This is a genomic window from Rhizobium sp. AN5 (assembly GCF_900215255.1).
GTDB classification, from domain to species: Bacteria; Pseudomonadota; Alphaproteobacteria; order Rhizobiales; family Rhizobiaceae; genus Agrobacterium; species Agrobacterium tumefaciens.
In genome coordinates, this window is the sequence record NZ_OCMJ01000003.1 from 726,452 (window position 1) to 751,734 (window position 25,283).

Below are 25,283 nucleotides of genomic sequence, written 5' to 3' on the forward strand. Positions count from 1 at the left end.
GTGGCCAGAACCGGGAGAACGGATTGATGACCACAGCCGGAGAGGACAGGACAGGCAGAAAGCGCCCAACCGGCGCATTCGCGCAGCGGCCGGATCTTGCCCGCCGGGTTGCGGCTAAACGCTTCTTCGCAAAAATCGTGCTGTTTTCGGAAAGAGTAGCACCGAAGACGCTGTGGCCGCTTTCCATCGCCGCCGCGTTTCTGGCGCTCGCATGGTTCGGCCTCTACCGGCAGATGCCTGATTTCGTGCGGCTGGGCATCGTTTTCCTGCTGGTTTTCGGTTTCATCAGCACCATCCTGCCAATCGTCCGGCTGAAATGGCCGACAGACAACGACGCGTCCCGCCTTTTGGAAGAACGCAATGGTCTCGCTCACCAGCCAGTCGGCGTGCAGGAAGACGAACCGGCGTTGGACACCCCCATTTCCCGCGCCTTGTGGAAAGAACACCAGATTCGTATGGCGGAGCGCATCGCCGCGCTGAATGCCGGCCTGCCGAAACCAGATATTGCCAGTTACGACCGCTCGGCACTACGCGCCATTCCCGCCCTTTTTCTGGTTGTCGCCTTCGGTTTTTCCTATTCCAATGGTGCAGGCACGATTGCAGATGCCTTCCGCAGCCGGCCGGCCGTCGGTCCGCTCAATCCCGATATCCGTCTCGACGCCTGGGTCACGCCGCCCGCCTATACCGGCCGCGCCCCGATTTTTCTGACAGGGCGCGATGCGACGGGCCACGACGCGGTGTCCGTGCCGCAATCCTCCAAACTGACGATCCGCATGACCGGTGGCGATGGCGGCGAAGAAGTGACCTTCGAGCCTGAGACCGCCGGCGCTCTGCAGAAGCTTGCCCCCGAAGCGGCGCGCGCCGACAGCGCAAGTGGCGATGTGGCGGCACAGACAGAAAAACGCGCGCCGGATCAACCTGTCACGCCGCGCACCTTTGCCATGGATGTGACCGAAAGCGGCATGATCACCGCCAATGGCGAACAATGGGTGTTCAACGTCATTCCTGACCAGCCACCGAGCATCGGCTTCGACAACATGCCGCGCCGCGCCGTCAATGGTGCGCTGGAGGTGGGTTTCACCGCCAAGGACGACTATGGCATCAAGGAAGCCCACGCCATCATCGAGCCGCTTGGCGTTGCGGAGGGTGCAACGGCACTTTACCCGCCGCCGGAATTCAAGCTCGACCTGCCGCGGCAGAACAACCGCGAGATCAAGGGGCTGACCAGCCGCAACCTGACCGAACATCCCATGGCAGGTAAGCGCGTGCGCATCACGCTGGTGGCAACAGATGGTGCCGGGCAGACCGGCCGCAGCCCCGCGCATGAAATGGTACTGCCGGGCCGCAACTTCTCTGAGCCGCTGGCGGCTTCGGTGGCCGAACAGCGGCAGATATTCTCGCTCGACACGCGCCAGATGCCAAAGGCGATCGCCTATAACGAGGCGGTTGGTCTGCGTCCGGAAGAAACCATTCCCAACACCACGCACTATCTCCTGCTGCAATCGGCGCAGACCCGCATGCGGCTCGCCTATAATGAGGAGATGCTGAAGAACACCGCCGATTATCTCTGGGAGATCGCGCTTGGCATCGAGGATGGTGATCTTTCGCAGGCGGAAAAACGCCTGCGTGATGCGCAGACAGCGCTTTCCGAGGCCCTTCAGCGCAATGCCTCCGATGAGGAAGTCGCCAAGCTGATGCAGGAACTGCGCGAGGCGATGCAGCAGTTCATGAGCGAGCTTGCACAGCGCATGCAGAATGCGCCGCAAGCCAACATGAACCAGCAGGCACAAAACGTCTTGCGGCAGCGCGATCTGGAAAACATGATGAACCAGATCGAAAACCTCGCGCGCTCCGGCAACCGTGACGCAGCACAGGAAATGCTCTCGCAGCTGCAACGCATGATGAACAACCTGCAGGCCGGACGGCCGCAACGTCAGGGCCAGCAGGGGCAGCAGCAAAGCAGCAAGATGCGCCAGCAGATCGACAAGCTGGGTGAAATTCTGCAACAGCAGCAGAAGCTGATGGACGAGACCTTCAAGCTCGATCAGGCGCTGCGTGACCGCATGCAGCGCGGCGACCCGCAGGATGGCGGCGAAGGCCAGGACCCGCAGACGGGTGAAAACGGTGAACCACCGCAACAGGGCCAGCAGGGCGAGAACGGCCAGCAAGGCGGACAGCCGAGCGAGCAGATGACCGCCGAGCAATTGCGCGAGGCGCTGAAAAATCTGAGGGCGCAACAGGACGCGCTGGGCAAGCAGCTGGGCGAATTGCAGCAGGGCCTTCGTGATCTCGGCATGGAGCCGGGCGAAAACTTCGGCAAGGCGCAGCAGGAAATGGAAGGCGCCGGCGAAGCGCTCGGCAAAAGCCAGGGCGAACAGGCGGTCGAAGGTCAGGGCAATGCGCTGAACGCGCTGCGACAGGGCGCGCAGGATATGATGGGCCAGATCATGCAGGCCATGCGCCAGCAGGGACAGCAGCCCGGACAGGGGCAGGAAGGCATGGCGGGCCAAGGCGGACAGAACGGCCGCGATCCACTCGGCCGTCCGCGCAGCACAACCGGCCCCGATTTCGGCGACCAGGTGAAGGTGCCTGATGAGATCGACGTGCAGCGCGCCCGCGAAATTCTCGAGGCTATCCGCGAAAAGCTCGGCAACAACCCGCCGGGTGAAATCGAGCGGCGTTATCTGGAGCGGTTGCTGGATATACGGTGAGAGCTATGCACCGGGTTTTAGTGCGCTTCGGTACATCCTGTTTCAGAGGCTAAAGTCTCTCCGTCATGCCGGACCTGAGCGGCATACAGCAGACGCGCGTCTGCGCGGTGAAGATTTTTTCAACCCAAGGACTTGGGCTGGCTGGATTCCGGCTCAAGGCCTGAATTACGGAAGTGGGCCCCAGAAAAAATAAATCTGCCAACAAAAAAGGCGGCTCGAAAGCCGCCATTTAAATCTCTTCAATCTCGCCGCTCAGGCCGCAAGCGCTCGCGCAACAGCCTTGCGGATATCCGGAAGCGCGAAAGGTTTTGAAACCACGTCCACGATCTTTTCCGCCAGATCGTCAGCACGTTCGCGCTGTTCGGCATAACCCGTCATCAACAGAATGCGCATGGCCGGGAAGCATTCGGCGGCGCGGTGCGCCAGCTCGATGCCATCCATGACCGGCATGCGGATATCCGAAAGAAGGAGATCGAAATTGGTTTCCTGAAGCTTCTCCAGCCCCTGCTCGCCGTCTGCCGCCTCATGGGTCTCGTGACCGTCGAGACGCAGCGCACGGGCAACGAAAGCCCGCAATGCATCCTCATCTTCGGTAATCAGAATCTTTGCCATTAATCATTGCTCCTGGGCATCATTTCCAGCCGTGAGCAACATCGCAGGCTCCTCTTTTCAAGAGGTAAACACCCAGGGTTTCGCTGGGTGAATGGTTAATGAGGCGTCTCCGGCATGTCCCATCCCGGCACGGCATAAATCGTCAGGCGTCGCCCGTGACGACGCCTACGAAGGGTAGTTCGCGGAAGGCGTAAGCCACATCCATGCCGTAACCCACAACGAAATAATCGGGACATTCGAAACCGACATAGTCGGCCTCCAGATCTTCCTTGCGCTTGACCTTCTTGTCGAGCAGCACGGCGATGGTGACGTGACGGGCGCCGCGTTCGTAAAGCAGTTCCTTGGCGAAACGCAGCGTGCGGCCGGATTCGAGAATATCGTCGATCAGAAGAACATCGCGGTCCTTCACGTCGCTGTCGATATCCTTGACGATCTTCACCCCTTGCGAAACGGTGCCGGCACCGTAGCTCGAAAGCGTGATGAATTCGACTTCGGGGGCAAGGCCGCTGTCATGCAGCGCGCGGATGAGATCGGCCGCGAAAATGAACGATCCCTTGAGCACGGCGATGACCAGCAAATCCTTGGTCGGGCCGCTTGCTATATGTTTGGCCATGTCGCGATTGCGCTCGGCAATCTGCTCGGCGGTGTAAAGCGGCTCAATGTTTTTTCCACGGACGACGGGCATTCTTTCTCCTGTGCTGCGCCTTGCCGATTTTACCTTTCAGTAAAAATACGAAGACCACGCGTTAGCACAGTCAACGTTCGGAAGCACCCGCTTCGACGAAGGAAAGCTTGATGTCAGGCGTTTTTCCACCGGGATGGCGCAACTTTGCCGAAAATCCGTGGCTGAAACCGGGCTGCATCTGCCTGACCGGCGGTTCGATGACCATGCTGGCGACCAGTTGCCCCTTGGCAACGAAGAGGTCGGCGCGAAGTGCCGGCACCTCTTCCAGAGCGGTACCGTTGTTTTCCACAATACCGTTGATGAGCAGGACATCCATGCCGCCAGCCTCCTGCGGCGTGATGGTGACATGAGAAATGGCAAGCGGGTTTGCGGCCGCCACGACCGGCTTTTCCGGCACCACCACCGAGAGACCGCCTGAGCAGATGAAAACAAAAATGACGAGCGCCGCAACCAGCGCCGAATAGGCATCCACCGACAGGCGCGACAATTTGCGGTCCACCCAGCCGATGAACGCGTAGCCAAGAGCGCTGGCGGTAACGGGCGGTTTTTCCATCTGCCGGCGCATCGCGCCGCGATTATCGTTTCCGGGCTGACGGACACGGTTTTCCTTGATGGTGACAAATTCCGCGTCTACCACATCGGGGCCGGTGTGGGCTGCCCGCGCCGTACGGCGCACTGGCGCTTCCGGCATCAGGAGGTCGAAATCGAATGCCGCTTGCCGGCGAGATGAACGGAACATAGCCATAGAATTCCTTGGGTGAGGTTTTCCGGCCCGCAAAACTGGGCATTGCAACGAATCCTGCCAAGTTTTAAATTTAATTGGTTAATGCTTCGCAAAAACGGCTCGCATAGGCCACCGGAACCGGGTTAAACGGCGCATCCGGGCCTCACGCGCCAGCGGTTTGCGAACCACCACGAAACGAAGAGACTGGAAGTCCGTTGATCCATTTCGAAAATGTCGGGTTGCGTTACGGCATGGGCCCCGAAATCCTGAGGGACATGACCTTCGATATTCCCAAGGGTTCGTTCCAGTTTCTGACCGGCCCTTCCGGCGCCGGCAAAACCACGTTCCTGCGCCTGCTGCTGATGTCGCTGCAGCCCACACGCGGCAATATCCGCATGTTCAACCGCGATGTGTCGCGCATTCCGCGCAGCGAGTTGCCCATGCTGCGCCGCCGCGTCGGGATCGTCTTTCAGGATTTCCGGCTGCTCGATCATCTGACGACCTATGAGAATGTCGCCCTGCCGCTGCGTGTGCGCGGCAAGGAAGAAAGCGCCTACCGCAACGACGTCATCGAGCTTCTGAAATGGGTCGGGCTTGGCGAGCGCATCAATGTGCTTCCGGCCATCCTCTCCGGTGGGGAAAAGCAACGCGCCGCCATTGCCCGCGCATTGATGGACCAGCCGGAAATCTTGCTGGCCGACGAGCCGACCGGCAACGTCGACCCGCCGATGGCCAAGCGCCTTCTCAACCTCTTTCTGGAGCTCAACCGGCTAGGTACCGCTGTGGTCATCGCCACCCATGATTTCGGCCTGATGGACCAGATCGACGCACGCCGGATGATCCTCACCGAAGGGCGGCTCGACATCTATGAATGAGATCAACCGCAAACAGCTAAGACCAGAGGCGACCGCACCGAAGCGGCCGCCGATGCGTATCCGCCCGATGGCACCCATTCTGCCGCCCTCCAACATTCAGGGCAATGCGCTGATGGTGGTGATCGCTATCATGGCCTTTCTCGCCTGCCTGACGCTTGGTGCCGTTTCCATGGTGCGTGCCACCGCCGCCACGTGGCAGAGCCAGATTTCCCGGGAAATCACCATCCAGATCAAACCCGAGGACGGGCTGGACATGAATGCGGCGCTCACCAAGGCGCGCACTCTGGCGCTCACCTTCGTCGGCACGCGGGATGGCACGATCCTCGATGACGCCGCCACCGCGCGTCTTCTGGAGCCGTGGCTCGGCAGTGGCCTCGATCTTTCCGAACTGCCAGTGCCGCGCCTCGTCGTGATTACCATCGATGAAAACCACCCGCCCGATTTTCAGGCCATGCGCGATATGCTGAAAGCTGAAATTCCACAGGCGTTTCTGGATGACCACCGTACATGGGTCGACAGGCTCGTCTCCATGGCCAGGACCACTGTCATGATCGGCGTCGGGGTCCTGATCCTCGTCTTCACCGCCATGGTGCTGACGGTGGTGTTTGCAACGCGCGGCGCGCTTTCCGGCAACCGGCACATCGTCGAGGTGCTGCATTTCGTGGGCGCCGAAAGCAGCTTCGTGGCGCGGGAATTCCAGAAGCACTTCCTGAAGATCAGCCTGAAAGGTGCGGCAGCGGGCAGCGCCCTTGCCGCGGCGGTTTTCCTTGCCGCCGGTTTCTGGCAATCGAGCACGGTCGCAACGCCGCAAAGCGATCAGGCAAGTGCCCTGTTCGGCTCCTTTTCCGTTGGCCTCAGTGGTTATATCGGCATCGCCACGACGATGATCATCATCGCGCTGCTCACCACCATCACCGCGCGTGTGACCGTCATCCGCACGATCGACGATATCGACCGCGTCCGTTCCGATCCGTCGAAAAGCGACGGTGTCGCATCGTGACGCCGTCTCCCGGATCTCGCGAGGAAACTGCACCCTTCACACGCCGGATGTAACCTGCGGACGGTGGACAAAAATGCCTGTTCCTTGCCTTAATCGGCGAGTATTCAGGAGGAATGTTTGTGAGTCGGACGGACCATGATCAGGAGCAGACGACCACGCGACAGGCAAAAAAGGGCCTGTTGTCGCGGCGAAGTCGCCTGCGCCGTTTTATTCGCGGTCTCATCCTGCTTTGCGTCATTACTCTGGGGGCTTTTTCCGGCGGTTTTTTGTGGTTCGCAGATTCGGTCGCCTCCATGCGCCCACCCGAAGGCGCCAAGGGCGACGCGATCATCGTTCTGACCGGCGGTTATCAGCGCATCGAACAGGCGGTCGGCCTGCTGCGGGACGGCGTTGGCAAGCGCCTTCTGATTTCCGGCGTCAACCCGGCCACCACCCGCACGCAAATCCGCAAGATGACGCAAGGCTCTTCGGACATGTTTTCCTGCTGCGTGGACATGGGCTACAAGGCCATAGACACCATCGGCAACGCCAATGAGGCGGCAAGCTGGATACGCGACCACGGTTATTCCTCCATCGTCGTCGTTACCAACAATTACCATATGCATCGCAGCCTTCATGAATTGCACAATGCCAGCCCGCAAACCCAATTCATCGCCTATCCCGTCATCAGCGCCGACCTTGCCCGCACCAACTGGTTCGCGGAGCCGGATGTGGTGCGAACCATGCTCTACGAATACATGAAATTCGTGATTGCGGCGGGACGCGACCTGACCGGGCTTGGCAAGGGCGACGGTCTGCGCAAGGCGGGCGCCGATCACCCCACGATCAAGGCGGCAACCTCCTCCCCGTGAATGGAAAGAACGGAGAGAACACGCTTGCTGCGGAGCCTTGTTTTCGTGTAGGCGTCTGGCATCGGCATCCGGCATCGAGGCGCGCCTGAGCTTCGGAACGGCTGCAACCCGGGAAGTCTGTCGATGCTCAAGCTGCGCTCTTTTCTTTTCAATACGCTGTTTTATCTCAATCTGATTGTCCGCATGATCGTGCTCACGCCGATCTATTTCATCCTGCCGCGCAGAATAGCCTATGAAATCCCCAAGAACTGGGCGCGATCCAACCATTGGCTGATGAAGACCATTGTCGGCACCACCTTCGAGATCGAGGGGCTGGAAAACATTCCCGAAACCGGCTGTATCTTCGCCCCCAAACACCAGTCCTTCTGGGACACATATGCGCTGCTGCCCAACCTTCCCGATCCGGTCTATATTCTGAAGCGCGAGCTTTTGTGGATCCCGCTGTTCGGCTGGTATGCGATGAAGCAGCGCATGATCCCGGTCAATCGCGCCGCGCGCGGCAAGGTGATGCTGAAGGTCATGGAGCGGGCGAGAGAGGAGATGGCGGCTGGCCGCGAACTCATAATTTATCCCGAAGGCACACGCCGGCCACCGGGCGCTGAGCCCGAATATCGTTATGGCATCGCACGTCTTTACCGCGACCTCAAAGTCCCCGTCATTCCGGTCGCCATGCATCCCGGCCTCTTCTGGCCACGCCGCTCGACAATGCGTTATCCCGGCCATTTCAAGGTGCGGATCTTGCCGGCCATCGAGCCGGGGCTGGACCCGGACGTGTTTTTCAAGACATTGATCGAGGTGACGGAAAAGGCGAGCGACGAGTTACTGCTGGAGACCGCGCGCAACAATCCGCACCTGCCGCTGCCACCGACCGCCGTGAAGCGTATCGCAGAACTTCAGGGGCAAGACACTCCAGCCGGCTAAACCGCGACCGTGCCGACACTGGCGGCAATGCTTTCCAGCAGCGTGTCGCGAATACCCATATCCTGCAGATGCTGCACGGTATTGAAGACGTAATCGGTATTCGGGCCGGACCGGCCCGATGCGGCAGCCACGATCGTGGCCGCTTCTGCGACACCCAGACCACCAATATACTGCTCGTGGGCGGGATCGGCCACATAGGTCACGGCACTGCCACGCGTGCCATCGGCGAGCGCAATGGCAACGACGCGTTCCTTGTAGACATTCGTTACCAGCTCGCGCTCGCGCAGATAGGCCATGACCGGACCATGGTCCGCTCCCCGCACTCGAAAGGCAACGCCGAGGCAGGAGCCGCCGCGCTCCAGACCGAGCACAAGGCCGGGCCTCTCCTCAGTGCCGCGGTACACATTTGAACTGATGCAGAGGGAGCGTCGATAACCGTGCAGCCGCGCCTGCTGCCTTTCCTCAAAGGCAAAGCCCGGGTTCCACATCAACGAACCGTAGCCAAAGACCCAAAAATCGTCCATATCCCAAGCCAAATCGAATTTATCTGAAGTCTGTTCATCGGAGATCAATATGGCATCGTCAAGCCAATCCGGCACGGTCAAAAAATTCCTCTGGCTTGGTATCGCCGTCGTGCTGGTTATCGGACTTTACACGGCCGGGTGGTTTTATGCCGCCGACAAGCTGAAGCAGACAGTTCTGAACGTCATCTCGCCTTCGCAGGCCAGAAACGTCAGCGGCGAATGCGGCGACATTGCCTTCAAGGGTTATCCTTTCCGCATCGGCCTTTTCTGCTCCAAGGTAACGGTGGACGACAAGCAGAATGGCGTTTCAGCCTCGTTCGGAGAATTGCGTTCCGCAGCACAGGTCTACAATCCCGGCCACATTGTCTGGGAACTGGATGCACCAGCTGAAATCCGCACCGCGCATGGCCTGACGGTTTCGGCCGTCTGGCAGAACATGCAGTCGAGCATCGTCACCAAGCTTAGGGGTATCGACCGCACCTCGCTTGTCATCGACGGCCTGAAGGCTCAGGCGGTTTCCACGGTTACCGGCCAGACGATCGATTTCGATGCCGCGAAGACGGAAATGCATCTGCGCCAGAACGGTGCCGATCTAGACGGCGCGATAACGTTGACCGACTCGTCAACCGTCATTAAGGACTGGCCGCAACTTCTGCCGCGCCTCAACGCCATCGCTGATGTCACCCTTGCCGGCAAGGCGGGTATGGTAGACGGCAGCGATACGGCCGGGCTTTACGGCGCGAGCGGCGAGCTTCGCCGGCTGGTCGCCGATATCGGTGAAGGCCGCACCATGCGTATCAGCGGCCCCTTCTCATTCGATAATGAGGGATATCTCTCCGGCCAGTTCAAGCTGGAGATCGAAAAGCTCGACGCCTGGTCGGACAATGCCAAGCAGGCGTTTCCGCAGCTGCAATCTACCATCGATACCGCCCGCAAAATGCTCCGTGCACTCGCCGGCGGCGGCGACAGGGCGTCCGTCGATCTCGTTGTAGACCGCGGCCGCGCCACCGTCAGCGGTTTCATTCCGCTGGGGAAGATCCCGCCTATCTAAGGGATTGCCCCCATACTCAACGTCATCCTCGGGCTCGTCCGGGGATGACGAAGGAAAAACTTGGCAATTTGCCAGCGGATCCTATGGCCGGATCAAATCCGGCCATGACTGTTCGCCAGCGGCGATTTACTTCTTCTGATCCAGCGCGTGACGCCCAAAGTCAGGCGTATCGACGTCCTGACCGGCCTCGATGATGGAGCGGCGGATGGAGCGTGTGCGGGAAAACAGTTCGAACAGCTTGTCGCCCTCCCCCCAGCGGATCGCCCTTTGCAGCGAGGCGAGGTCTTCCGAGAACCGTGCGAGCATTTCAAGGATGGCATCCTTGTTGTGCAGGCAGACGTCGCGCCACATGGTGGGGTCGGAGGCGGCCAGACGCGTGAAATCGCGGAAGCCGGAGGCGGAATATTTGATGACTTCCGATTGGGTCACCGTCTCCAGATCGTCCGCGGTGCCGACGATATTATAGGCGATGATATGCGGCAGATGCGAGACGATCGCCAGAACCTTGTCATGGTGTTCGGCATCCATTTCGTCCACACGCGAGCCAAGCGCCCGCCAGAAATCCTTGAGCCTTTCCAGCGCCTCCGCATCCGTGCCCGGCAGCGGCGTGAAGATGCACCAGCGCTCGCGGAAGAGGCCAGAAAAACCGGCATCCGGACCGGATTTTTCCGTTCCCGCCAGCGGATGGCCGGGAATGAAATGCACATTGTCAGGCATATGCGGCGCCATCTGCGCGATGACAGAGGCCTTGGTAGAGCCGACATCGGTGACAATGGCGCCGGGCTTCAGATGCGGCGCGATCTGCTCGGCAACCGCCCCGGATGAACCGACCGGCACTGAAACGATGACAAGATCGGCATCCCTGACGGCCTGCGCGGCGGATGTCGTATACTCGCTTCCAAGCGCCAGTTCCTCTGCCCGCTTCAGCGTTTCCGCGCTGCGGGTGGAAATCGTGACATGCCGGGCAAGACCCAGTTCCTTGATGTCGCGCGCAATAGACGAGCCGATCAGGCCGATGCCAACAAGCGCGATGCGCTCAAACATGATCTCGCCCATTACGCCTGCCCCATGAACTCGGTGAGCGCGGCGATGACGCCAAGATTGGCTTCTTCCGAACCAACCGTCATACGCAAGGCATTGGGGAAACCGTAACCGCGCACGGCACGCAGGATATAACCGCGGCGGCTCAGGAACTCGTCCGCATCTGGTGCAAGCTTGCCATCCTGGTCCGGGAAATGGATGAGGACGAAGTTGGTGACTGATGGCGTGACCTTGAGGCCGAGACCGGTGAAGACCGTCGTGAGTTTCTCCAGCCAGAGCGTGTTGTGATAGATCGCCTTTTCCAGGAATGCCTGATCGCGGATGGCCGCGGCACCAGCTGCGATCGCCGGCGCGCTCATGTTGAACGGACCACGCACCCGGTTCAGCGCATCGATGATGGCGGCCGGACCATACATCCAGCCGACGCGCAGTGCAGCCAGACCGTAAACCTTGGAGAAGGTGCGCGTCATCACCACGTTGCGGTTGCCAGACACCAGCTCGAGACCGGCCTCGTAGTCGTTCTTGCGCACATATTCGGCATAAGCCGCATCAAGCACGAGCACGACATGTTTCGGCAGACCAGCCTGAAGGCGGCGGATTTCCGCGACCGGAACATAGGTGCCGGTGGGATTGCCGGGATTGGCGATGAAAACCATCTTCGTCCTTGGGGTGACGGCGGCGAGAATGGCGTCCACATCGACGGCGCAATCCTTTTCCTTCACCGTCACCGGCGTTGCGCCCGCACCCATGATCTGGATCTTGTAGACGAGGAAACCGTGTTCGGTGATGATCGCCTCATCGCCCGTACCCAGATAGACGTGGCAGAGCAGGCCAAGAAGCTCATCCGAGCCGTTACCGCACATGATATTCGCTATGTTGAGGCCATGCACGTCTGCAATCGCCTGACGCAGCGCAATCGCCTGTCCGTCGGGATAGATTTCCAGATGGCTGGCGGTAGCGGCGAATGCCTCGATCGCCTTCGGGCTTGGCCCGAGCGGCGTTTCGTTGGAGGAGAGCTTATAAACCTTCGCGACGCCGTCCACGTGTTCCTTGCCGGGAACATAAGCGGCGATATCCAGAATACCCGGACGCGGAAGAGGTTGGCTAAGCTCTGCACTCATTTGATCGACCTTCGGAAATGCGCCGGTGGAACCCGGCAAAAGCAATGCCGGAGGCATTAGACCGGAATGGGCCTATTGTCGAGGGTCAGCGCGGCTTTCCATGCCTGACGGCCGTGCCGTTCAGCGCTATACGCTCGAGCATGATTGCTCATCACGCCTGCCCAATGAACTCGGTTAAGGCCGCGATGACACCAAGATTTGCCTCTTCCGAACCGACAGTCATTCTCAGGGCATTGGGGAAACCGTAACCATGCACCGCACGCAAGATATAACCGCGATGGCTTAGGAATTCGTCCGCATCTGCCGCACGCTTGCCGTCCTGATCGAGGAAATGGATCAGCAAGAAATTGGCGACTGACGGCGTGACGGTCAGGCCGAGCGCAGTAAACGCATAAGTCAGCTTCTCGCGCCAGAGCAGATTGTGCTCGACGGTCGTTTCGACAAAAGCCTGATCGCGCAAGGCAGCCGCGCCGGCGGCAATCGCAGGCGCATTCAGGTTGAACGGGCCGCGCACACGGTTCAGCGCATCAACGATATCCACCGAGCCGTACATCCAGCCGATGCGTAGCGCGGCAAGGCCGTAAGCTTTGGAAAGCGTGCGGGTCATAACGACATTGGGGTTTCCAGACACGAGCTCGATGCCGGTTTCGTAGTCGTTGCGGCGCACATATTCGGCATAGGCCGCATCGATCACCAGAAGAACATGCTTCGGCAGGTTGGCTTGCAAATGACGGATTTCTGAGACCGGAACATAGGTGCCGGTAGGGTTGCCCGGATTGGTGACGAACACCATCCTTGTCTTCGGCGTCACCGCCGATAAAATAGCGTCTACGTCGACGGTGCAACTCTTTTCCTTGACCGTAACCGGGGTCGCGCCCGCTGCGATGATCTGGATTTTGTATAGGAGAAAGGCGTGCTCGGTAACGATCGCCTCGTCACCCACACCAAGATAGGCCCTGCAAAGCAGTTCCAGCAGCTCGCCGGAACCATTGCCGCAGATAATATTCGCACCGTTGAGGCCATGAACCTCGGCGATTGCACAGCGCAGCGCGGCCGCCCGACCGTCCGGATAGAGTTCCAGATTGGCCGAAGCCGTGCCGAAAGCCTGTATAGCCTTGGGACTCGGCCCAAACGGCGTTTCGTTGGCGGAAAGCTTATAAACCTTCGCGACGCCGTCCACATGTTCTTTTCCGGGAACATAAGCGGAAATATCCAGAATACCAGGACGCGGAACGGGTTGGCTAAGCTCTGCGCTCATTTTTATCGACCTTTGAAAAGACGTCGGAGAACCCGGCAAAAAAACAATGCCAAAGGCGTAGGACGGAATGGCCCCTTTGTCGAGGGTCAGCGCGGCTTTCCGTGCTTTGCGGCGGTGCGGGTGGTGGGCACACCCTGAGGCGCCAGGACCGGCACGAAAACCCGGCGTGAGGCGCGCTGGGTAACGGGCAATCCCTGATAGAGACGTTTCTGCGCCTCAACCACGATAACGCCGGAAAACAGCGGCCAGAGCCTGCGGCCGGTAAGCTCAAGGTATCGGCGGAATTTCAGTACCGGGCGGCTGGTGGTGGGCGGAAAGAAAAGCGCTTCGGCGCTTGCCCCCGGCGTAAAATTGGTCTCGCGCAGAAGCGCCGTCAACTGCCCGCGCGAATAGGGCCGGCCCGAGCCGAAAGGTGTGTGTTCCATGCGTGCCCAGACCCCACGCCTGTTCGGCACCACGATCACCAGACGCCCGCCGGGCGCCAGCACCCGCCAGAGTTCTTTCAGGGTTTCGCGCGGATTTTCGGCAAATTCCAGAGCATGCACCATCAACACCCGGTCTATCGACGAATCGGGTAGCGGCAGCTCCTCGTCAAACACCAGCGCCGTGGAGGAAAGCTCGCCTGCCGGCCAGTTCACCGCTCCCTGCCCCGCCGGCATGAAGGCAAAGGTGCGCTCCGTGTCATGACGGAACCGCTCCAGAAACGGCACGGCGTAACCGAGGCCGACCAGCCTTTCCTCCGGCAAAGGCGGCCAGAGCGATGACAGCGCCATGGTGATCGCCTGCTCGGCCGAGCGGCCAAGCGGGGAATGATAGAATTCGCGCAGATCGACGATATCGGTGTTCATGGGCGAGAATGTAGCATCAGGCGGTTGGACTTCAAGGCGTCTGCGCCTACATTGAAATTCAGGCGGACAAATGCGCCGGCCACGGCCGGCAAATGGAGAGGACCACGATGAAACCTTTGGAAATAGACGTCTTTCTTTGCCGCAGTGATAATTTTGGCGTTCTGCTGCACGATCCAGAAAGCGGTGCGACCGCCGCAATCGATGCGCCGGAGGAAGGCCCCATCCTGCAGGCTCTTCATGGGCATGGCTGGAAGCTCACGCATATCTTCACCACCCATCACCATCAGGACCATGTGGAAGCCAATCTGGCGCTGAAGGACAAATTCCAGTGCGAAATACACGGCCCACATGATGAGGCGATTGCGATCCCCGGTCTCGACCGGTCCCAGGCCGATGGCGACGAGTTCGAATTTGCCGGACGGCGCGTTCAGGTCATTGCCACACCCGGTCATACGGCGGGGCATATCTGCTACTACCTTCCCGATGACGGCCTGCTGTTTGCCGCCGATACGCTGTTCGCCATGGGCTGCGGTCGCCTGTTCGAACGTACGGCAACAGATATGTGGCATTCTTTCCAGAAGTTGATGGCGCTGCCGGATGACACGAAAGTCTATTTCGGCCACGAATATACACTTTCGAATGCCCGTTTCGCGCTCACCGTCGATCCTGATAACGCGGTTCTAATCGAGCGCGCCGAAAGCGTCGAAAAGGCGCGGCAGGCGAATGAATTCACCATTCCCACCACCATCGGGCTGGAAAAACAGACCAACCCTTATATGCGGGTAGCCGACGCCGGCATCCGCAGTCATCTTGGCCTTGAAGGCGCAACCGATGCCGAAGTCTTTGCCGAAATCCGCACACGCAAGGACAATTTCTGATGGGCGCCGATCTTTCTGCGGCAGCGATCATTCGCGAACTGGAACTGGAGCCGCACCCCGAGGGCGGCTTTTACCACCAGACATTTCGCGACAAGGCAGGTGGTGAGCGCGGCCATTCGACGGCGATCTATTATCTTCTGGAAAAGGGGACGCGCTCGCACTGGCATCGCGTCACCGATGCAGTGGAGGTCTGGCACTATTATGCCGGCGCTCCGATCACACTGCATCTTTCCGAAGATGGCAGGGAGGTACAGACCTTTACCCTCGGCCCCGACATTCTGGAAGGCGAGCGCCCGCAGGTGATCGTGCCTGCCAATTGCTGGCAATCGGCCGAAAGCCTCGGCGACTTCACCCTCGTCGGCTGCACAGTCTCGCCGGGTTTCGCCTTTTCAAGCTTCGCGATGGCCGAACCCGGCTGGTCGCCGGGTGATACGCTGTAACTGCATCAACCGCCATATTTGGTGGCGGTGATGTAGACTTGGCCTACCCGCGTCGGAATGACGGCGTAGACCGGGGCATAGACATCCATATTGTCGGATTTGGCGAACCAGATCTCCATGGAAATGGATTTCAGGTATTCGATATCCTTGCGCCCCTGGCGATAACCCGACTTCGGCACGTAACGCGCCTTGCAGACCACGGCATCGCCGCTGAAGCCATTGGTCTTGAATGGCTTGGTGCCGCTGGGGCTCAAAACCAGATCCAGCCGCGATTCGCCGTCATAGATCGGCAGGCGCGACGGGCAGATGCGGCCGCCGGCGGGAATGATGAGGCCGGAGATTGGATCGAGGACGGAGCGTAGGTCGCCGTCCTTCACATTCACCCAATTGTCCGGCCGCGCCTTCGGCTCCGGTTTCACCGTCGTCGATGTGACGTTGCCGTTGCGATACACCACATCATAGGTCCGTACCCGCTTGCCGTCCTTGTAAACAAGCGAATATGTGTTCGCCTGCAGCCGATGGCCGCGTTTGGCACCCGAAATCGTCGTCTTGCCGGAAATATCCGCCAGAATGCTTGCAAGCCCTGCTGAGCTGAAGGAACCGGAAATCGAATAGTTCGGGCCGTTCATGCGAGTCGAAAAACTCGCCTTGGCAATTGGCAGAATACCGAGATTGATGCTGTATTCGCTTGTATGGCGGGCTTCGGCGGCGAGCGAGGGAGATACGCCTGCAAACGCCATTGTCACAGCCATGAAAATGCTTTTTCCTCTGGCAATCATTTGGATATCACCTTAAAAGAGGCGCGGAAGCGGCCTTATGGGGCGATCATATACGCCGACTTGTGGCAATAAAAAAGCGGATGCCGGTTGAAAACGCCGGAATTTCCTTTCATTTGCTCGCGAGCGGCTTGACTGTTAAGTCCCGTCTGACTATAGAACCGCAACTTTCCAATCATGGCCAGTTGGATTGCCACCACGGTTTTGCCGGTGGCGAGCCAGTGGTGAAACAGACAAACGAAATAGGTGTACCCATGTCCCGTGTATGCGAATTGACCGGCAAGGGCGTCCAGACGGGCAACAACGTCAGCCACGCCAACAACAAGACCAAGCGCCGGTTCCTTCCGAACCTCTGCCAGGTTACGTTGATCTCCGATGCTCTCGGCCAGCGTTTCCGCCTGCGTGTTTCCGCAGCAGCTCTGCGCTCCGTTGAACATCGTGGCGGCCTCGATGCCTTCCTTCTGAAGTCCGGCGAAAACGAACTGAGCATGCGCGCTCGTCTCCTGCGCCGCCAGATCGCCAAGAAGACGGCCGAAGCTGCTTAATTAGCGGTTTCGACATCACTGATATTCAGAAGGCTTGAATGGCTTTTGCCGCTCAAGCCTTTTGCTTGTTTTAATTCGGCTCCAACTGGTGGCATCACCCAGGATAAAAAAATGCCCTACCTGCGCTACACGCTCATTTACGTTCTGCTGATGACACTGGTGGTCGTCGCGTCCAATATTCTGGTGCAATACCCGCTTTCCGGATCGCTGTTCGGCGTCAATCTCGGCGATCTTTTGACCTGGGGTGCCTTTACCTATCCGGTCGCCTTCCTCGTCACAGACCTTACAAACCGTCAGTTTGGCCCCTCGGTCGCGCGCCGCGTCGTACTTGCCGGTTTTGTTGTTGGTGTCACACTGTCCTTCTGGACCTCGATCCCGCGTATCGCCGTTGCCTCCGGCACCGCCTATCTGATTGGCCAGTTGCTCGATATTTCCGTATTCAACCGCCTGCGCCGCCAGCGCTGGTGGCACGCACCGCTTGCCGGCTCCATGCTGGGTTCGGTGCTGGATACCGCGCTGTTCTTCTCCATCGCCTTTGCTGCGAGTTTCTCCTTCGTCGGTCCCAACGATGCCTTCGCCATTGAAAATGCCCCCGTGCTCGGCATCTTCGCTCTGGAGGCACCGCGCTGGATTTCCTGGGCGCTCGGCGACCTCTCGGTGAAGATCTTCGTCGGCCTCGTGATGCTCTTGCCCTACGGCGCACTGATGAACACGCTGAAGCCGATGCCAAAGGTCGCCAAATCGGGCTGACACCATTGTCATCCAGGTTTAAGGCTGGGGTGGGAGCGTGGATCGAATCGCGCTTGCAAACCAGCCGACTGCGTTGCAGTCTGCGGTCCGTGGCACAGCTCAGAGGCAGGCAGATATGCAGATCAATGACGTTATCGATATTGTGGAGGCCGCCAGCGCCACGCTTTCAGGCTCCACCTTCAACGACGTCAATCTTTCGGGCACAGTGTTCAACGACGTCAATCTCGCCGGCACCAGCTTCAACCAGATCAACTTTTCCGGCGCGTCGTTTACTGACAGCAACATGTCCGGCTGGTCGATCGACGACGTCAATCTTTCCGGTCTGAAACTGAGCAACGCCAACCTGTCCGGCGCGCAGATAACAGGATGCCGAATGACCGGGATGAAGATCGACGGCATTCCCGTCGAGGATCTGATGGCTGCCTACAAGGCGGCGCAGCAGGTCTGAACCTTCACTCCACCAGCTTGAATTCCAGCATCAGGTTACGCTGGAGAAACGAGTGATTGTCATCGGAAACGATGATGAGGCGCGTGGAACCATCAGGCCCCTTCAGCACATCCATGCCTTCCATATTATCGATCTGGTAGACCATGCCTGCTTCCAGCAGGATTTCGCCATCCACCACCGCGCCCGGCCTGATATCGGCAGCCTTGATGCGACGGATGCGCATCCCCACCCCTTCAGCGAAATTGAAGCGGCGCTCCAGAAGCAGCAGGTCGCCATTGGGCAGGAAAGCGCCATCAGTCACGTCGAATGAGGGGTGATGGGTGACCGCGAATGTGCCCTTCAACGGGCCTTCCAGTATGGCGGCGAGAAGATTGCCGTCGGCATCGATGCTTTTTTCAGCCACCACGACAAGGGCACCGGCAAGCGGCGAATCGGCCGGCGAGACCGCAAGGGCCTCCATGCCGCCATTGTGGCGCAGTTCGCTGTTGGGAATGAGATGAGGCAGGCGGCTGAGCGGCTTTGAGGTCTCGAACCCCGGATCGGGATAGGCATCGATCCTGTGCCGCTGCTCGTAGCTGACGAATACCTTGCCATCCCGCAGCGCCAGACCTTCCGCATCCATTTCCATCTTGCGGGAAGGTTCACGGCCGCTGGCATCCAGCATGGCAGTGATACGCACGTCACCCAACCCGGACAGAGCGCCTGAAGGGCCGCGTGCGATCTTGCCCGTGAGCCAGTGGCCGGTATCCAGCACAGCAACAAATTCCTGCCCGTTTGGGCGGAAGCGGATGGAGGATATGGCGCCGAATAGTTTTTCCGGCGTGCTCATCACCATGCCGCCGATAAATTCCAGCTTTCCGAAACGCCTGGCGCTGGTGCCCACCTCGAAGCCTGACAACAGACGAACGCCAACCGGAACATCGATGGTCGATGCGCCGATAGGCACCGGAACAAGCGCTGCGACCGCAAGAACTGCAGCCATCGCCAGCGATTTACAGGAAAGAAAAGCCCGACCCCGCTTATCCCGCACGGCGAACCTTGCGGGACGAGCTGACGGTATTGGTATCCTCGAAGAGAGCAGCAAGCTGTTCGGTCATCGCGCCAGCTAGTTCGTCCGCATCCACGATCGTCACGGCGCGACGGTAATAACGCGTCACATCATGGCCGATACCGATCGCCAGAAGCTCCACCGGCGAACGTGTTTCGATCTGCTCGATCACGGCGCGCAGGTGCCGTTCCAGATAGTTGCCCGCATTGACCGAGAGCGTCGAATCGTCCACCGGCGCACCGTCCGAAATCATCATCATGATCTTGCGCTGCTCGGGGCGGCCGATCAGGCGGTTATGCGCCCACATCAGCGCTTCGCCGTCGATGTTTTCCTTCAGCAGGCCTTCACGCATCATCAGGCCAAGATTGCGCCGTGCACGCCGCCAGGGTGCATCCGCCGACTTGTAGATGATATGGCGCAAATCATTGAGCCGACCCGGCGAGCCGGGTTTGCCGCTGGCCAGCCATTGCTCGCGCGACTGACCGCCCTTCCACGCCTTGGTGGTGAAGCCGAGAATCTCCACCTTCACACCCGACCGTTCCAGCGTACGCGCAAGAATATCGGCGCAGGTGGCAGCAACCGTGATCGGGCGACCACGCATCGAACCGGAATTGTCGATGACGAGCGAAACCACCGTATCGCGGAACTTGGTGTCGCGCTCCTTCTTGAAGGAGAGCGGCTGCATGGGATCGATGATAAGCCGCACGAGGCGAGCCGGATCGAGATAACCCTCTTCCAGATCGAAATCCCACGAACGGTTCTGCTGCGCCATCAGGCGGCGCTGCAGCCGGTTCGCCAGACGTCCAACGGCGCCCTGAAGATGGGCGAGCTGTTTGTCGAGAAACGCGCGCAGGCGGTCGAGCTCCGACTCGTCGCACAGTTCCTCGGCGTGGATTTCCTCGTCGAATTCCTGGGTGAAGATGCGATAGTCGACCTTCTCGTTGAAATCGTCGAAGGGGCTGTTGGGGCGGCGGGTCTCGCCGGGCGTCTCGGAATCCTCATCGAGATCGTCGGACATTTCCTCGTCCGACATCTCGGCGCCGTCCATCTCGCCTTCTTCCATCTCCTCCTGCGAGGCCTCGCTTTCATCAGCGGGCGTCGCATCGGAACCGGCCTCTTCCTCGACCTGTTCTTCCTCGGTCTCGTTGGTGCGCGGCTGCTCCTCGTCGGATTCTGCCTCCTGACTTTCCGGCTCGTTATCGTCGTCGCCGAATTCCTCCGCCATCTGCATGGAGGTCAGCATCTTGCGCACCAGCCGCGAAAACGCCTTCTGGTCGCCAATCACCTTGGAAAGGTCGCTCAGGTCGCCGGCGGCCTTGTCCTCGATGAAGTCGCGCCACAGGTCGAGAACCTTGCCGGCACTGGCCGGTGGTTTTTCGCCGGTCAGCTTTTCGCGCACCAAAAGGGCGACGGCTTCGGCAAGCGGTGCATCGTCCTTCGTGTTGATGCCAGAAAAATTCGCCTTGGCATATTTTTCCGTGTTCATGGCCTGAATGTTGGAGGCCATGCCCGGCATGCGCAGCGCACCGATGGATTCCACCCGCGCCTGCTCAACAGCGTCGAAGATCAACCGCGCCTCGGCACCCTGCGGCGACATCACCGCATGGGTGTCAGCGTCATGGCAGGCAAGGCGAAGCGCCATGGAATCGCCAAGGCCACGGGTGACGGCGATTTCCTGCGCGGTGGGTTTCTTGGAAATTTCCGGCAGGCGCATGCGCTCTCCGGCAAGGCCGGGCCGCTCATTGGCGAAAACGACCTCAACCTCGGCATCGCCGGCAACCGATCGCACGCATCCGGCAATCGCCTGACGCAACGGTTCGGTATCGACCGCCGTACCCGGTTTTGCTCTGGAATTGTCGCCGCGCGCTGCCATTGTCTTTCCTGTCAGTTGTCGACGCTTCGGAGCCGCCCATCCAAGGATGCGCGGCCCGCCGGCGTCTTCAAGTCATCGGTGATGTTCTCCGGACAAGCCGGGGAAGATCAGGCGCTGAGAACGATGTTCGCAGCACTTTCCTTCAGCTCGACGCCGAAAGCCCGCTGATATTGTTCGGCAACCAGCGTGCGCTCCAGTTCGTCGCACTTGTTGAGGAAGGTCACACGGAACGCAAAGGCGAGATCGCCAAAGATTTCCGCATTTTCCGCCCAGGTAATGACGGTACGCGGGCTCATGACCGTGGAAAGGTCACCGTTGACGAAGGCCGAACGGGTAAGATCGGCCACACGCACCATCTTGGAGACGGTTTCGCGACCCTTCGGATTGTTGAGGCTCTTTACCTTGGCGGCAATGATGTTCACTTCCTGCTCATGCGGCAGGTAGTTGAGCGTGGTGACGATGGACCAGCGGTCCATCTGCGCCTGGTTGATCTGCTGCGTGCCGTGGTAAAGGCCCGTCGTATCGCCGAGGCCGACCGTGTTGGCGGTCGCAAAAATGCGGAAGGCGGGGTGAGGACGGATGACGCGGCTCTGGTCGAGCAGCGTCAGGCGGCCCGAGGATTCCAGCACGCGCTGGATGACGAACATCACGTCCGGGCGACCGGCATCGTATTCGTCGAAGACCAGCGCGACATTGTGCTGGTAAGCCCAGGGCAGGATGCCGTCCTTGAATTCGGTGACCTGCTTGCCGTCTTTAAGGACGATTGCGTCCTTGCCGACGAGGTCGATACGGCTGACGTGGCTGTCAAGATTGACGCGCACGCAGGGCCAGTTCAGGCGGGCAGCTACCTGCTCAATGTGGGTGGACTTGCCCGTGCCGTGAAAGCCGGAAACCATGACGCGTCGGTTGTGAGCAAAACCGGCAAGAATAGCGAGCGTCGTATCGCGGTCGAAAAGATAGTCGGGATCAAGGTCGGGCACGTAGGCGTCGCCCTGCGAATAGGCGGGAACCCGCAGATCCGTATCAATGCCGAAAACCTCCCGCACGGACACCGTCGTGTCGGGCAGGTTGGAAATATCAAGGTCGATTTTGCTCATCACGTCTCCAAGGCGGGCGGCGGCCACCCGGCCACATCATCAATCAGGCGGTAAACACGAACGTTGGCTTAGCAGAAACCTGACTGCTTTAACAATTGATATGCTTGAACAACAGCCCGAAAACGTTCTTCCGAGCCGCGATCGCCACCATTAGCATCAGGATGGTGCTTTTTGACAAGCTCCTTATAGCGCCTTTTTATCTCTTCCTGCTTTGCACCCGCAGAAAGGCCGAGCGTATCGAAGGCTTTCGCCTCCAGCGTCTTCAACTTGCGGTCCTGCTGCAGACGCTGGCCGCCGGCCTTTGCGCCGTTTGCAAAACCATTCGTGAAGCCAAAAGGATCGCGGATGCGGGCATTGGCCGCGCCCGCCGCGCCGGAACGCAGCGTAGAGTGCAGCGGGCTGTCGCGCGCAGTCTTGTTCACGCCAACCGTCCAGGTGGGACGATGGCCGGTGATCGCTTCCTTCTGGTAACGGGCGATCTCGGTGTCAGACAGGCCGGAGAAATAATTATAGCCCTTATTATATTCCTTCACATGCTCGAAACAGAACAGGAAGAATTGCCCCTCGGCATTGCGGCCGACAGGTGCACGGTGAGCGCCCGGCTTGTCGCATCCGTCCCACTGGCAGCTCGGGGCTTGAACCTCAGGTTCCTTGTCCCTTTTTCTGCGTGTACGGATGCGGTCGAAATATTTCGAATCCAGTTTCATGATGCCCTGATTATGGGGTGCGAAAAGGCGCACAACAAGAATTGACAAAGCGGAATGTTGCAGGCTTTTAGGTAGCCCCTTTCAAAGACCAGCCAACAGGATTGGAGCCCATCGCATGTCCCTGCGAGAACGCATAGAAACAAAGCTTCGGCAGAGCTTTTCGCCGGAACGCCTGGTGGTGATCGATGAAAGCCAGATGCATGCCGGCCATCAGCCGGACATAACCGGCACGGGCGAGACGCATATGCGTGTTCAGATAGTGTCTGAAAGCTTCGCAGGCAAGTCACGCATTGAGCGCCACCGGGCGATCAACGCACTTTTGAAACCGGAACTCGACGCCGGGCTGCACGCCCTCGCCATCGAGGCGGCGGCACCGGGGGAGCCGACGCGGTTCTAGGCAACGCGCGCCTTAAGCCTCAGCCGGGATGCTTCTCCGACAGGAAGGACTGCACCTCGGACGTCGCGACATCGTCGGCCACGAAGGACTGGCCGATGCCGTGAGTGAGGATGAAGGTGAGCTTGCCGCCCTTGACCTTCTTGTCCTGCGCAATTGCCGCCATCAGCATCTCGACCGGCGGCAGTTCACCTGGAATATCCTTCATCGACACTGGCAGACCAACCGCCTTGAGATGCGCCTCGACGCGCGCGGCATCATCAGGGCTTGCAAGGTTGAGGTGGGCGGAAAACTGGTGCGCCAGCACCATGCCGATGGCGACACCTTCGCCGTGCACCAGCCGCTTGCTGTCATAATTCGTTGCTGCCTCCAGCGCGTGGCCGAATGTGTGGCCGAGGTTCAGAAGGGCGCGTACGCCGTTTTCCTTCTCGTCGGCCACCACCACATCGGCCTTCGCCTGGCAGCTTGTGGCAATCGCCTGGATGCGGGCGGGACCGCCGGTGCGGATTTCATCCCAGTTCTTTTCCAGCCAGAAGAAGAAGTCCGGCTTGTCGATCAAGCCATATTTCACCACCTCGGCGTAACCGGCGCGGAATTCGCGCTCGCTCAGCGTATCGAGCACCGCCGTATCGGCCAGCACCAGATCGGGCTGATGGAAAACGCCGACAAGGTTCTTGCCTTGGCGGGTATTGATGCCCGTCTTGCCGCCGACGGAGGAATCCACCTGCGACAGAAGCGAGGTCGGTATCTGCACGAAACGCACGCCGCGACGCACGATGCCCGCCGCAAAACCGGCGAGATCGCCGATAACACCGCCGCCAAGCGCAATCACCGCATCGTTGCGCTCCACCCGTGCGGAGAGAACGGCATCGCACACAGTGACCAGATGTTCGAAGCTCTTGGTCTTCTCGCCCGCAGGCAAGGTCAGCGAAACGGCCTCGATGCCATCCGTCTGCAGGCCGTCCATCAGGCCTTCGAGGTAAAGCGGTGCAACATGCTCGTCAGTGATGATAGCGGCACGCCTGCCCTTCAGCCGCGACGAAATCTCGCCGCCCGCCCTGCCGATCAAGCCCGGTCCGATCAGAATGTCGTAAGCGCGCTCACCGAGCGGCACATGGACAAGACGTTCGTCGGTGTGGATTTCGGAAGGCGTCATGATACTCAGTCTTTCTGTTCGAGGCCGGCGATGGCGGCCAGCACTTCGGTCACGATGATCTCCTTGCGGACATCGCGGGATTCGATGGTCAGATCCGCTTCCGCATAGATCGGATAACGTTTCTCCATCAGAGCCGCCAGCGTGGCCTTGGGGTTTTCGGTCTTGAGAAGCGGGCGATGATCGCGCTTGTTGACCCTTTCCCACAAAACCTCGATATCGGCCTTCAGCCACAGCGACACACTGCCGCGCGTGATGTGCCGGCGGGTATTGTCGTTGATGAAGGCGCCGCCGCCGGTAGAAATGACCTTGGGGCCACCGCGCAGCAGCCGCTTTACGACCCGCGTTTCCAGCGCCCGGAACTCCTCCTCGCCATAGGTGGCGAAAAGTTCGGCTATCGTCATGCGGGAAACACGCTCGATTTCGACATCCGTGTCGATGAAGGAGACCTTGAGCTGCTGGGCGACCATGCGACCGATCGCGGACTTTCCAGCCCCCATCAGTCCGACAAAGACGACGTTGCGCCCGGCGAGCTTGGCCCGCGCTTGCTCCCCGAGTGTGACCGGGACAGATAAATTCTTTTCATTCATAAAATTGAAAGCCCGTTTGGCATGGATATCTGCAAATGTTTACGAAGCGTCAAGCCAAATTGCTGACTGAATTGCGTTGAATCACAATCATCGCCGTATGCGGCAGCGGCGGACTACCGCTTTTTGATCTTGTCGCCGCTTTCGCTGCACCGCATATACATTCAGACTTCCACCCTCACGGAGCCGCCATGCCAACCCTCTTCCGCTTCACGATGATACTGGCAACCATCGCGGGGCTGATCTATGGCGGCATGGTGCTGCTGGTCATGTTCGTCAAGCCGAATGATCGCGAGGTGACGGTGCGCATTCCTTCCGAGCGGCTGAACCCGCCGTCGGCGGAGCCGGCAAGGCGCACCCCATGA

28 protein-coding genes are annotated in these 25,283 nt (G+C 59.7%); 13 read left to right on the forward strand and 15 right to left on the reverse strand.

Features of this window, described 5'->3' with window-relative positions; genetic code table 11:
* The first annotated feature begins 26 nt into the window (after nt 1-26).
* Nucleotides 27-2,711 carry a TIGR02302 family protein gene (locus CRP02_RS06730; protein ID WP_097170629.1) on the forward strand — a complete coding sequence of 895 codons (2,685 nt, stop codon included), beginning with the start codon at nt 27-29 and terminating at the stop codon, nt 2,709-2,711.
* Nucleotides 2,712-2,963: 252 nt separating this feature from the next.
* Here CRP02_RS06730 and CRP02_RS06735 read toward each other — a convergent pair whose 3' ends face one another.
* From CRP02_RS06735 to CRP02_RS06745, 3 genes are all read right to left on the reverse strand, one after another.
* The gene (locus CRP02_RS06735) at nt 2,964-3,323 is read right to left on the reverse strand and encodes a response regulator (protein WP_097170630.1); all 360 of its coding nucleotides are present in this window, start codon (nt 3,321-3,323) and stop codon (nt 2,964-2,966) included.
* 142 nt (nt 3,324-3,465) lie between these two features.
* Nucleotides 3,466-4,008 carry a hypoxanthine phosphoribosyltransferase gene (hpt, locus tag CRP02_RS06740; RefSeq protein ID WP_003511330.1) on the reverse strand — a complete coding sequence of 181 codons (543 nt, stop codon included), beginning with the start codon at nt 4,006-4,008 and terminating at the stop codon, nt 3,466-3,468.
* Nucleotides 4,009-4,078: 70 nt separating this feature from the next.
* On the reverse strand, nt 4,079-4,747 hold the full coding sequence (locus CRP02_RS06745; protein WP_097170631.1) for a hypothetical protein: 669 nt from the start codon (nt 4,745-4,747) through the stop codon (nt 4,079-4,081).
* Between the two features lie 200 nt (nt 4,748-4,947).
* Between CRP02_RS06745 and ftsE the strand changes: the two genes are divergently transcribed.
* The 4 genes from ftsE to CRP02_RS06765 all read left to right on the forward strand — a co-directional run bounded on the left by ftsE (nt 4,948) and on the right by CRP02_RS06765 (nt 8,379).
* A complete protein-coding gene (gene ftsE, locus CRP02_RS06750; protein ID WP_003511334.1) occupies nt 4,948-5,607 on the forward strand; it encodes a cell division ATP-binding protein FtsE in 660 nt (219 codons plus the stop codon).
* On the forward strand, nt 5,600-6,607 hold the full coding sequence (locus tag CRP02_RS06755) for a cell division protein FtsX (RefSeq protein ID WP_003511335.1): 1,008 nt from the start codon (nt 5,600-5,602) through the stop codon (nt 6,605-6,607). The genes ftsE and CRP02_RS06755 overlap by 8 nt, the downstream gene beginning before the upstream one ends.
* Before the next feature lie 113 nt (nt 6,608-6,720).
* Entirely contained in the window at nt 6,721-7,458 is a 738-nt protein-coding gene (locus CRP02_RS06760) for a YdcF family protein (RefSeq protein ID WP_003511336.1), read from the forward strand.
* A gap of 123 nt (nt 7,459-7,581) precedes the next feature.
* A complete protein-coding gene (locus CRP02_RS06765) occupies nt 7,582-8,379 on the forward strand; it encodes a lysophospholipid acyltransferase family protein (RefSeq protein WP_025595414.1) in 798 nt (265 codons plus the stop codon).
* Here the strand turns inward: CRP02_RS06765 and CRP02_RS06770 are convergent.
* The gene (locus CRP02_RS06770; protein ID WP_097171277.1) at nt 8,376-8,903 is read right to left on the reverse strand and encodes a gamma-glutamylcyclotransferase; all 528 of its coding nucleotides are present in this window, start codon (nt 8,901-8,903) and stop codon (nt 8,376-8,378) included. The two genes, CRP02_RS06765 and CRP02_RS06770, sit on opposite strands and share 4 nt — an antisense overlap.
* Before the next feature lie 49 nt (nt 8,904-8,952).
* On the opposite strand from CRP02_RS06770, the gene CRP02_RS06775 reads away from it, so the two are divergent.
* Nucleotides 8,953-9,954 carry a DUF2125 domain-containing protein gene (locus CRP02_RS06775; protein WP_035199628.1) on the forward strand — a complete coding sequence of 334 codons (1,002 nt, stop codon included), beginning with the start codon at nt 8,953-8,955 and terminating at the stop codon, nt 9,952-9,954.
* Between the two features lie 126 nt (nt 9,955-10,080).
* Here CRP02_RS06775 and CRP02_RS06780 read toward each other — a convergent pair whose 3' ends face one another.
* From CRP02_RS06780 to CRP02_RS06795, 4 genes are all read right to left on the reverse strand, one after another.
* Nucleotides 10,081-11,010: a prephenate/arogenate dehydrogenase family protein gene (locus CRP02_RS06780; protein WP_097170632.1), complete on the reverse strand. Its 930-nt coding sequence runs from the start codon at nt 11,008-11,010 to the stop codon at nt 10,081-10,083.
* Nucleotides 11,010-12,116: a histidinol-phosphate transaminase gene (gene hisC / locus CRP02_RS06785; RefSeq protein ID WP_097171278.1), complete on the reverse strand. Its 1,107-nt coding sequence runs from the start codon at nt 12,114-12,116 to the stop codon at nt 11,010-11,012. Before hisC (CRP02_RS06785) ends, CRP02_RS06780 begins: the two co-directional genes overlap by 1 nt.
* A gap of 151 nt (nt 12,117-12,267) precedes the next feature.
* Nucleotides 12,268-13,374 (reverse strand): histidinol-phosphate transaminase, encoded by a 1,107-nt coding sequence (gene hisC / locus CRP02_RS06790; protein WP_097170633.1) that lies wholly within the window; start codon nt 13,372-13,374, stop codon nt 12,268-12,270.
* Between the two features lie 86 nt (nt 13,375-13,460).
* On the reverse strand, nt 13,461-14,222 hold the full coding sequence (locus CRP02_RS06795) for a class I SAM-dependent methyltransferase (RefSeq protein WP_003511344.1): 762 nt from the start codon (nt 14,220-14,222) through the stop codon (nt 13,461-13,463).
* 107 nt (nt 14,223-14,329) lie between these two features.
* Between CRP02_RS06795 and gloB the strand changes: the two genes are divergently transcribed.
* On the forward strand, nt 14,330-15,100 hold the full coding sequence (gene gloB / locus CRP02_RS06800; RefSeq protein WP_097099944.1) for a hydroxyacylglutathione hydrolase: 771 nt from the start codon (nt 14,330-14,332) through the stop codon (nt 15,098-15,100).
* Nucleotides 15,100-15,540: a cupin domain-containing protein gene (locus CRP02_RS06805; protein WP_097170634.1), complete on the forward strand. Its 441-nt coding sequence runs from the start codon at nt 15,100-15,102 to the stop codon at nt 15,538-15,540. Before gloB ends, CRP02_RS06805 begins: the two co-directional genes overlap by 1 nt.
* A 5-nt stretch (nt 15,541-15,545) precedes the next feature.
* On the opposite strand, the gene CRP02_RS06810 is transcribed toward CRP02_RS06805, so the two are convergent.
* On the reverse strand, nt 15,546-16,319 hold the full coding sequence (locus CRP02_RS06810; RefSeq protein WP_097099942.1) for a DUF3108 domain-containing protein: 774 nt from the start codon (nt 16,317-16,319) through the stop codon (nt 15,546-15,548).
* A 251-nt stretch (nt 16,320-16,570) separates the two neighbouring features.
* Between CRP02_RS06810 and rpmB the strand changes: the two genes are divergently transcribed.
* The 3 genes from rpmB (at nt 16,571) to CRP02_RS06825 (ending at nt 18,059) form a co-directional block, all read left to right on the forward strand.
* Complete coding sequence (gene rpmB / locus CRP02_RS06815) at nt 16,571-16,861, forward strand: 50S ribosomal protein L28 (RefSeq protein WP_003509888.1); 291 nt, start codon at nt 16,571-16,573, stop codon at nt 16,859-16,861.
* A 111-nt stretch (nt 16,862-16,972) separates the two neighbouring features.
* Nucleotides 16,973-17,611 carry a queuosine precursor transporter gene (locus CRP02_RS06820; protein WP_097170635.1) on the forward strand — a complete coding sequence of 213 codons (639 nt, stop codon included), beginning with the start codon at nt 16,973-16,975 and terminating at the stop codon, nt 17,609-17,611.
* A 115-nt stretch (nt 17,612-17,726) separates the two neighbouring features.
* Entirely contained in the window at nt 17,727-18,059 is a 333-nt protein-coding gene (locus tag CRP02_RS06825; protein WP_025595408.1) for a pentapeptide repeat-containing protein, read from the forward strand.
* A gap of 4 nt (nt 18,060-18,063) precedes the next feature.
* Here CRP02_RS06825 and CRP02_RS06830 read toward each other — a convergent pair whose 3' ends face one another.
* The 4 genes from CRP02_RS06830 to CRP02_RS06845 form a co-directional block, all read right to left on the reverse strand.
* Nucleotides 18,064-19,041, reverse strand: a complete 978-nt coding sequence (locus CRP02_RS06830) for an esterase-like activity of phytase family protein (protein WP_179783957.1) — start codon at nt 19,039-19,041, stop codon at nt 18,064-18,066.
* A 37-nt stretch (nt 19,042-19,078) separates the two neighbouring features.
* A complete protein-coding gene (cobT, locus tag CRP02_RS06835; protein WP_097099939.1) occupies nt 19,079-20,980 on the reverse strand; it encodes a cobaltochelatase subunit CobT in 1,902 nt (633 codons plus the stop codon).
* 107 nt (nt 20,981-21,087) lie between these two features.
* On the reverse strand, nt 21,088-22,077 hold the full coding sequence (gene cobS, locus CRP02_RS06840; RefSeq protein WP_003511352.1) for a cobaltochelatase subunit CobS: 990 nt from the start codon (nt 22,075-22,077) through the stop codon (nt 21,088-21,090).
* Between the two features lie 68 nt (nt 22,078-22,145).
* Nucleotides 22,146-22,784 carry a J domain-containing protein gene (locus CRP02_RS06845; protein ID WP_097171279.1) on the reverse strand — a complete coding sequence of 213 codons (639 nt, stop codon included), beginning with the start codon at nt 22,782-22,784 and terminating at the stop codon, nt 22,146-22,148.
* Between the two features lie 115 nt (nt 22,785-22,899).
* Between CRP02_RS06845 and CRP02_RS06850 the strand changes: the two genes are divergently transcribed.
* Nucleotides 22,900-23,181, forward strand: coding sequence for a BolA family protein (locus CRP02_RS06850; RefSeq protein ID WP_019564879.1), 282 nt, complete (start codon nt 22,900-22,902; stop codon nt 23,179-23,181).
* 19 nt (nt 23,182-23,200) lie between these two features.
* Here CRP02_RS06850 and aroB read toward each other — a convergent pair whose 3' ends face one another.
* Nucleotides 23,201-24,334, reverse strand: coding sequence for a 3-dehydroquinate synthase (gene aroB / locus CRP02_RS06855; protein WP_097170637.1), 1,134 nt, complete (start codon nt 24,332-24,334; stop codon nt 23,201-23,203).
* A 5-nt stretch (nt 24,335-24,339) separates the two neighbouring features.
* The gene (locus tag CRP02_RS06860) at nt 24,340-24,921 is read right to left on the reverse strand and encodes a shikimate kinase (protein ID WP_003511357.1); all 582 of its coding nucleotides are present in this window, start codon (nt 24,919-24,921) and stop codon (nt 24,340-24,342) included.
* A gap of 188 nt (nt 24,922-25,109) precedes the next feature.
* On the opposite strand from CRP02_RS06860, the gene CRP02_RS06865 reads away from it, so the two are divergent.
* Nucleotides 25,110-25,283 carry a hypothetical protein gene (locus CRP02_RS06865; RefSeq protein ID WP_003511358.1) on the forward strand — a complete coding sequence of 58 codons (174 nt, stop codon included), beginning with the start codon at nt 25,110-25,112 and terminating at the stop codon, nt 25,281-25,283.

What these genes read in the sequence shown, in the direction of transcription:
- CRP02_RS06730 (WP_097170629.1), top strand. Translation starts at nt 27, where the DNA reads ATGACCACAGCCGGAGAGGACAGGACAGGCAGAAAGCGCCCAACCGGC.
- CRP02_RS06735 (WP_097170630.1), bottom strand. Translation starts at nt 3,323, where the DNA reads ATGGCAAAGATTCTGATTACCGAAGATGAGGATGCATTGCGGGCTTTC.
- hpt (WP_003511330.1), bottom strand. Translation starts at nt 4,008, where the DNA reads ATGCCCGTCGTCCGTGGAAAAAACATTGAGCCGCTTTACACCGCCGAG.
- CRP02_RS06745 (WP_097170631.1), bottom strand. Translation starts at nt 4,747, where the DNA reads ATGTTCCGTTCATCTCGCCGGCAAGCGGCATTCGATTTCGACCTCCTG.
- CRP02_RS06755 (WP_003511335.1), top strand. Translation starts at nt 5,600, where the DNA reads ATGAATGAGATCAACCGCAAACAGCTAAGACCAGAGGCGACCGCACCG.
- CRP02_RS06760 (WP_003511336.1), top strand. Translation starts at nt 6,721, where the DNA reads ATGTTTGTGAGTCGGACGGACCATGATCAGGAGCAGACGACCACGCGA.
- CRP02_RS06765 (WP_025595414.1), top strand. Translation starts at nt 7,582, where the DNA reads ATGCTCAAGCTGCGCTCTTTTCTTTTCAATACGCTGTTTTATCTCAAT.
- CRP02_RS06770 (WP_097171277.1), bottom strand. Translation starts at nt 8,903, where the DNA reads ATGGACGATTTTTGGGTCTTTGGCTACGGTTCGTTGATGTGGAACCCG.
- CRP02_RS06775 (WP_035199628.1), top strand. Translation starts at nt 8,953, where the DNA reads ATGGCATCGTCAAGCCAATCCGGCACGGTCAAAAAATTCCTCTGGCTT.
- CRP02_RS06780 (WP_097170632.1), bottom strand. Translation starts at nt 11,010, where the DNA reads ATGGGCGAGATCATGTTTGAGCGCATCGCGCTTGTTGGCATCGGCCTG.
- hisC (WP_097171278.1), bottom strand. Translation starts at nt 12,116, where the DNA reads ATGAGTGCAGAGCTTAGCCAACCTCTTCCGCGTCCGGGTATTCTGGAT.
- hisC (WP_097170633.1), bottom strand. Translation starts at nt 13,374, where the DNA reads ATGAGCGCAGAGCTTAGCCAACCCGTTCCGCGTCCTGGTATTCTGGAT.
- CRP02_RS06795 (WP_003511344.1), bottom strand. Translation starts at nt 14,222, where the DNA reads ATGAACACCGATATCGTCGATCTGCGCGAATTCTATCATTCCCCGCTT.
- gloB (WP_097099944.1), top strand. Translation starts at nt 14,330, where the DNA reads ATGAAACCTTTGGAAATAGACGTCTTTCTTTGCCGCAGTGATAATTTT.
- CRP02_RS06805 (WP_097170634.1), top strand. Translation starts at nt 15,100, where the DNA reads ATGGGCGCCGATCTTTCTGCGGCAGCGATCATTCGCGAACTGGAACTG.
- CRP02_RS06810 (WP_097099942.1), bottom strand. Translation starts at nt 16,319, where the DNA reads ATGATTGCCAGAGGAAAAAGCATTTTCATGGCTGTGACAATGGCGTTT.
- rpmB (WP_003509888.1), top strand. Translation starts at nt 16,571, where the DNA reads ATGTCCCGTGTATGCGAATTGACCGGCAAGGGCGTCCAGACGGGCAAC.
- CRP02_RS06820 (WP_097170635.1), top strand. Translation starts at nt 16,973, where the DNA reads ATGCCCTACCTGCGCTACACGCTCATTTACGTTCTGCTGATGACACTG.
- CRP02_RS06825 (WP_025595408.1), top strand. Translation starts at nt 17,727, where the DNA reads ATGCAGATCAATGACGTTATCGATATTGTGGAGGCCGCCAGCGCCACG.
- CRP02_RS06830 (WP_179783957.1), bottom strand. Translation starts at nt 19,041, where the DNA reads ATGGCTGCAGTTCTTGCGGTCGCAGCGCTTGTTCCGGTGCCTATCGGC.
- cobT (WP_097099939.1), bottom strand. Translation starts at nt 20,980, where the DNA reads ATGGCAGCGCGCGGCGACAATTCCAGAGCAAAACCGGGTACGGCGGTC.
- cobS (WP_003511352.1), bottom strand. Translation starts at nt 22,077, where the DNA reads ATGAGCAAAATCGACCTTGATATTTCCAACCTGCCCGACACGACGGTG.
- CRP02_RS06845 (WP_097171279.1), bottom strand. Translation starts at nt 22,784, where the DNA reads ATGAAACTGGATTCGAAATATTTCGACCGCATCCGTACACGCAGAAAA.
- CRP02_RS06850 (WP_019564879.1), top strand. Translation starts at nt 22,900, where the DNA reads ATGTCCCTGCGAGAACGCATAGAAACAAAGCTTCGGCAGAGCTTTTCG.
- aroB (WP_097170637.1), bottom strand. Translation starts at nt 24,334, where the DNA reads ATGACGCCTTCCGAAATCCACACCGACGAACGTCTTGTCCATGTGCCG.
- CRP02_RS06860 (WP_003511357.1), bottom strand. Translation starts at nt 24,921, where the DNA reads ATGAATGAAAAGAATTTATCTGTCCCGGTCACACTCGGGGAGCAAGCG.
- CRP02_RS06865 (WP_003511358.1), top strand. Translation starts at nt 25,110, where the DNA reads ATGCCAACCCTCTTCCGCTTCACGATGATACTGGCAACCATCGCGGGG.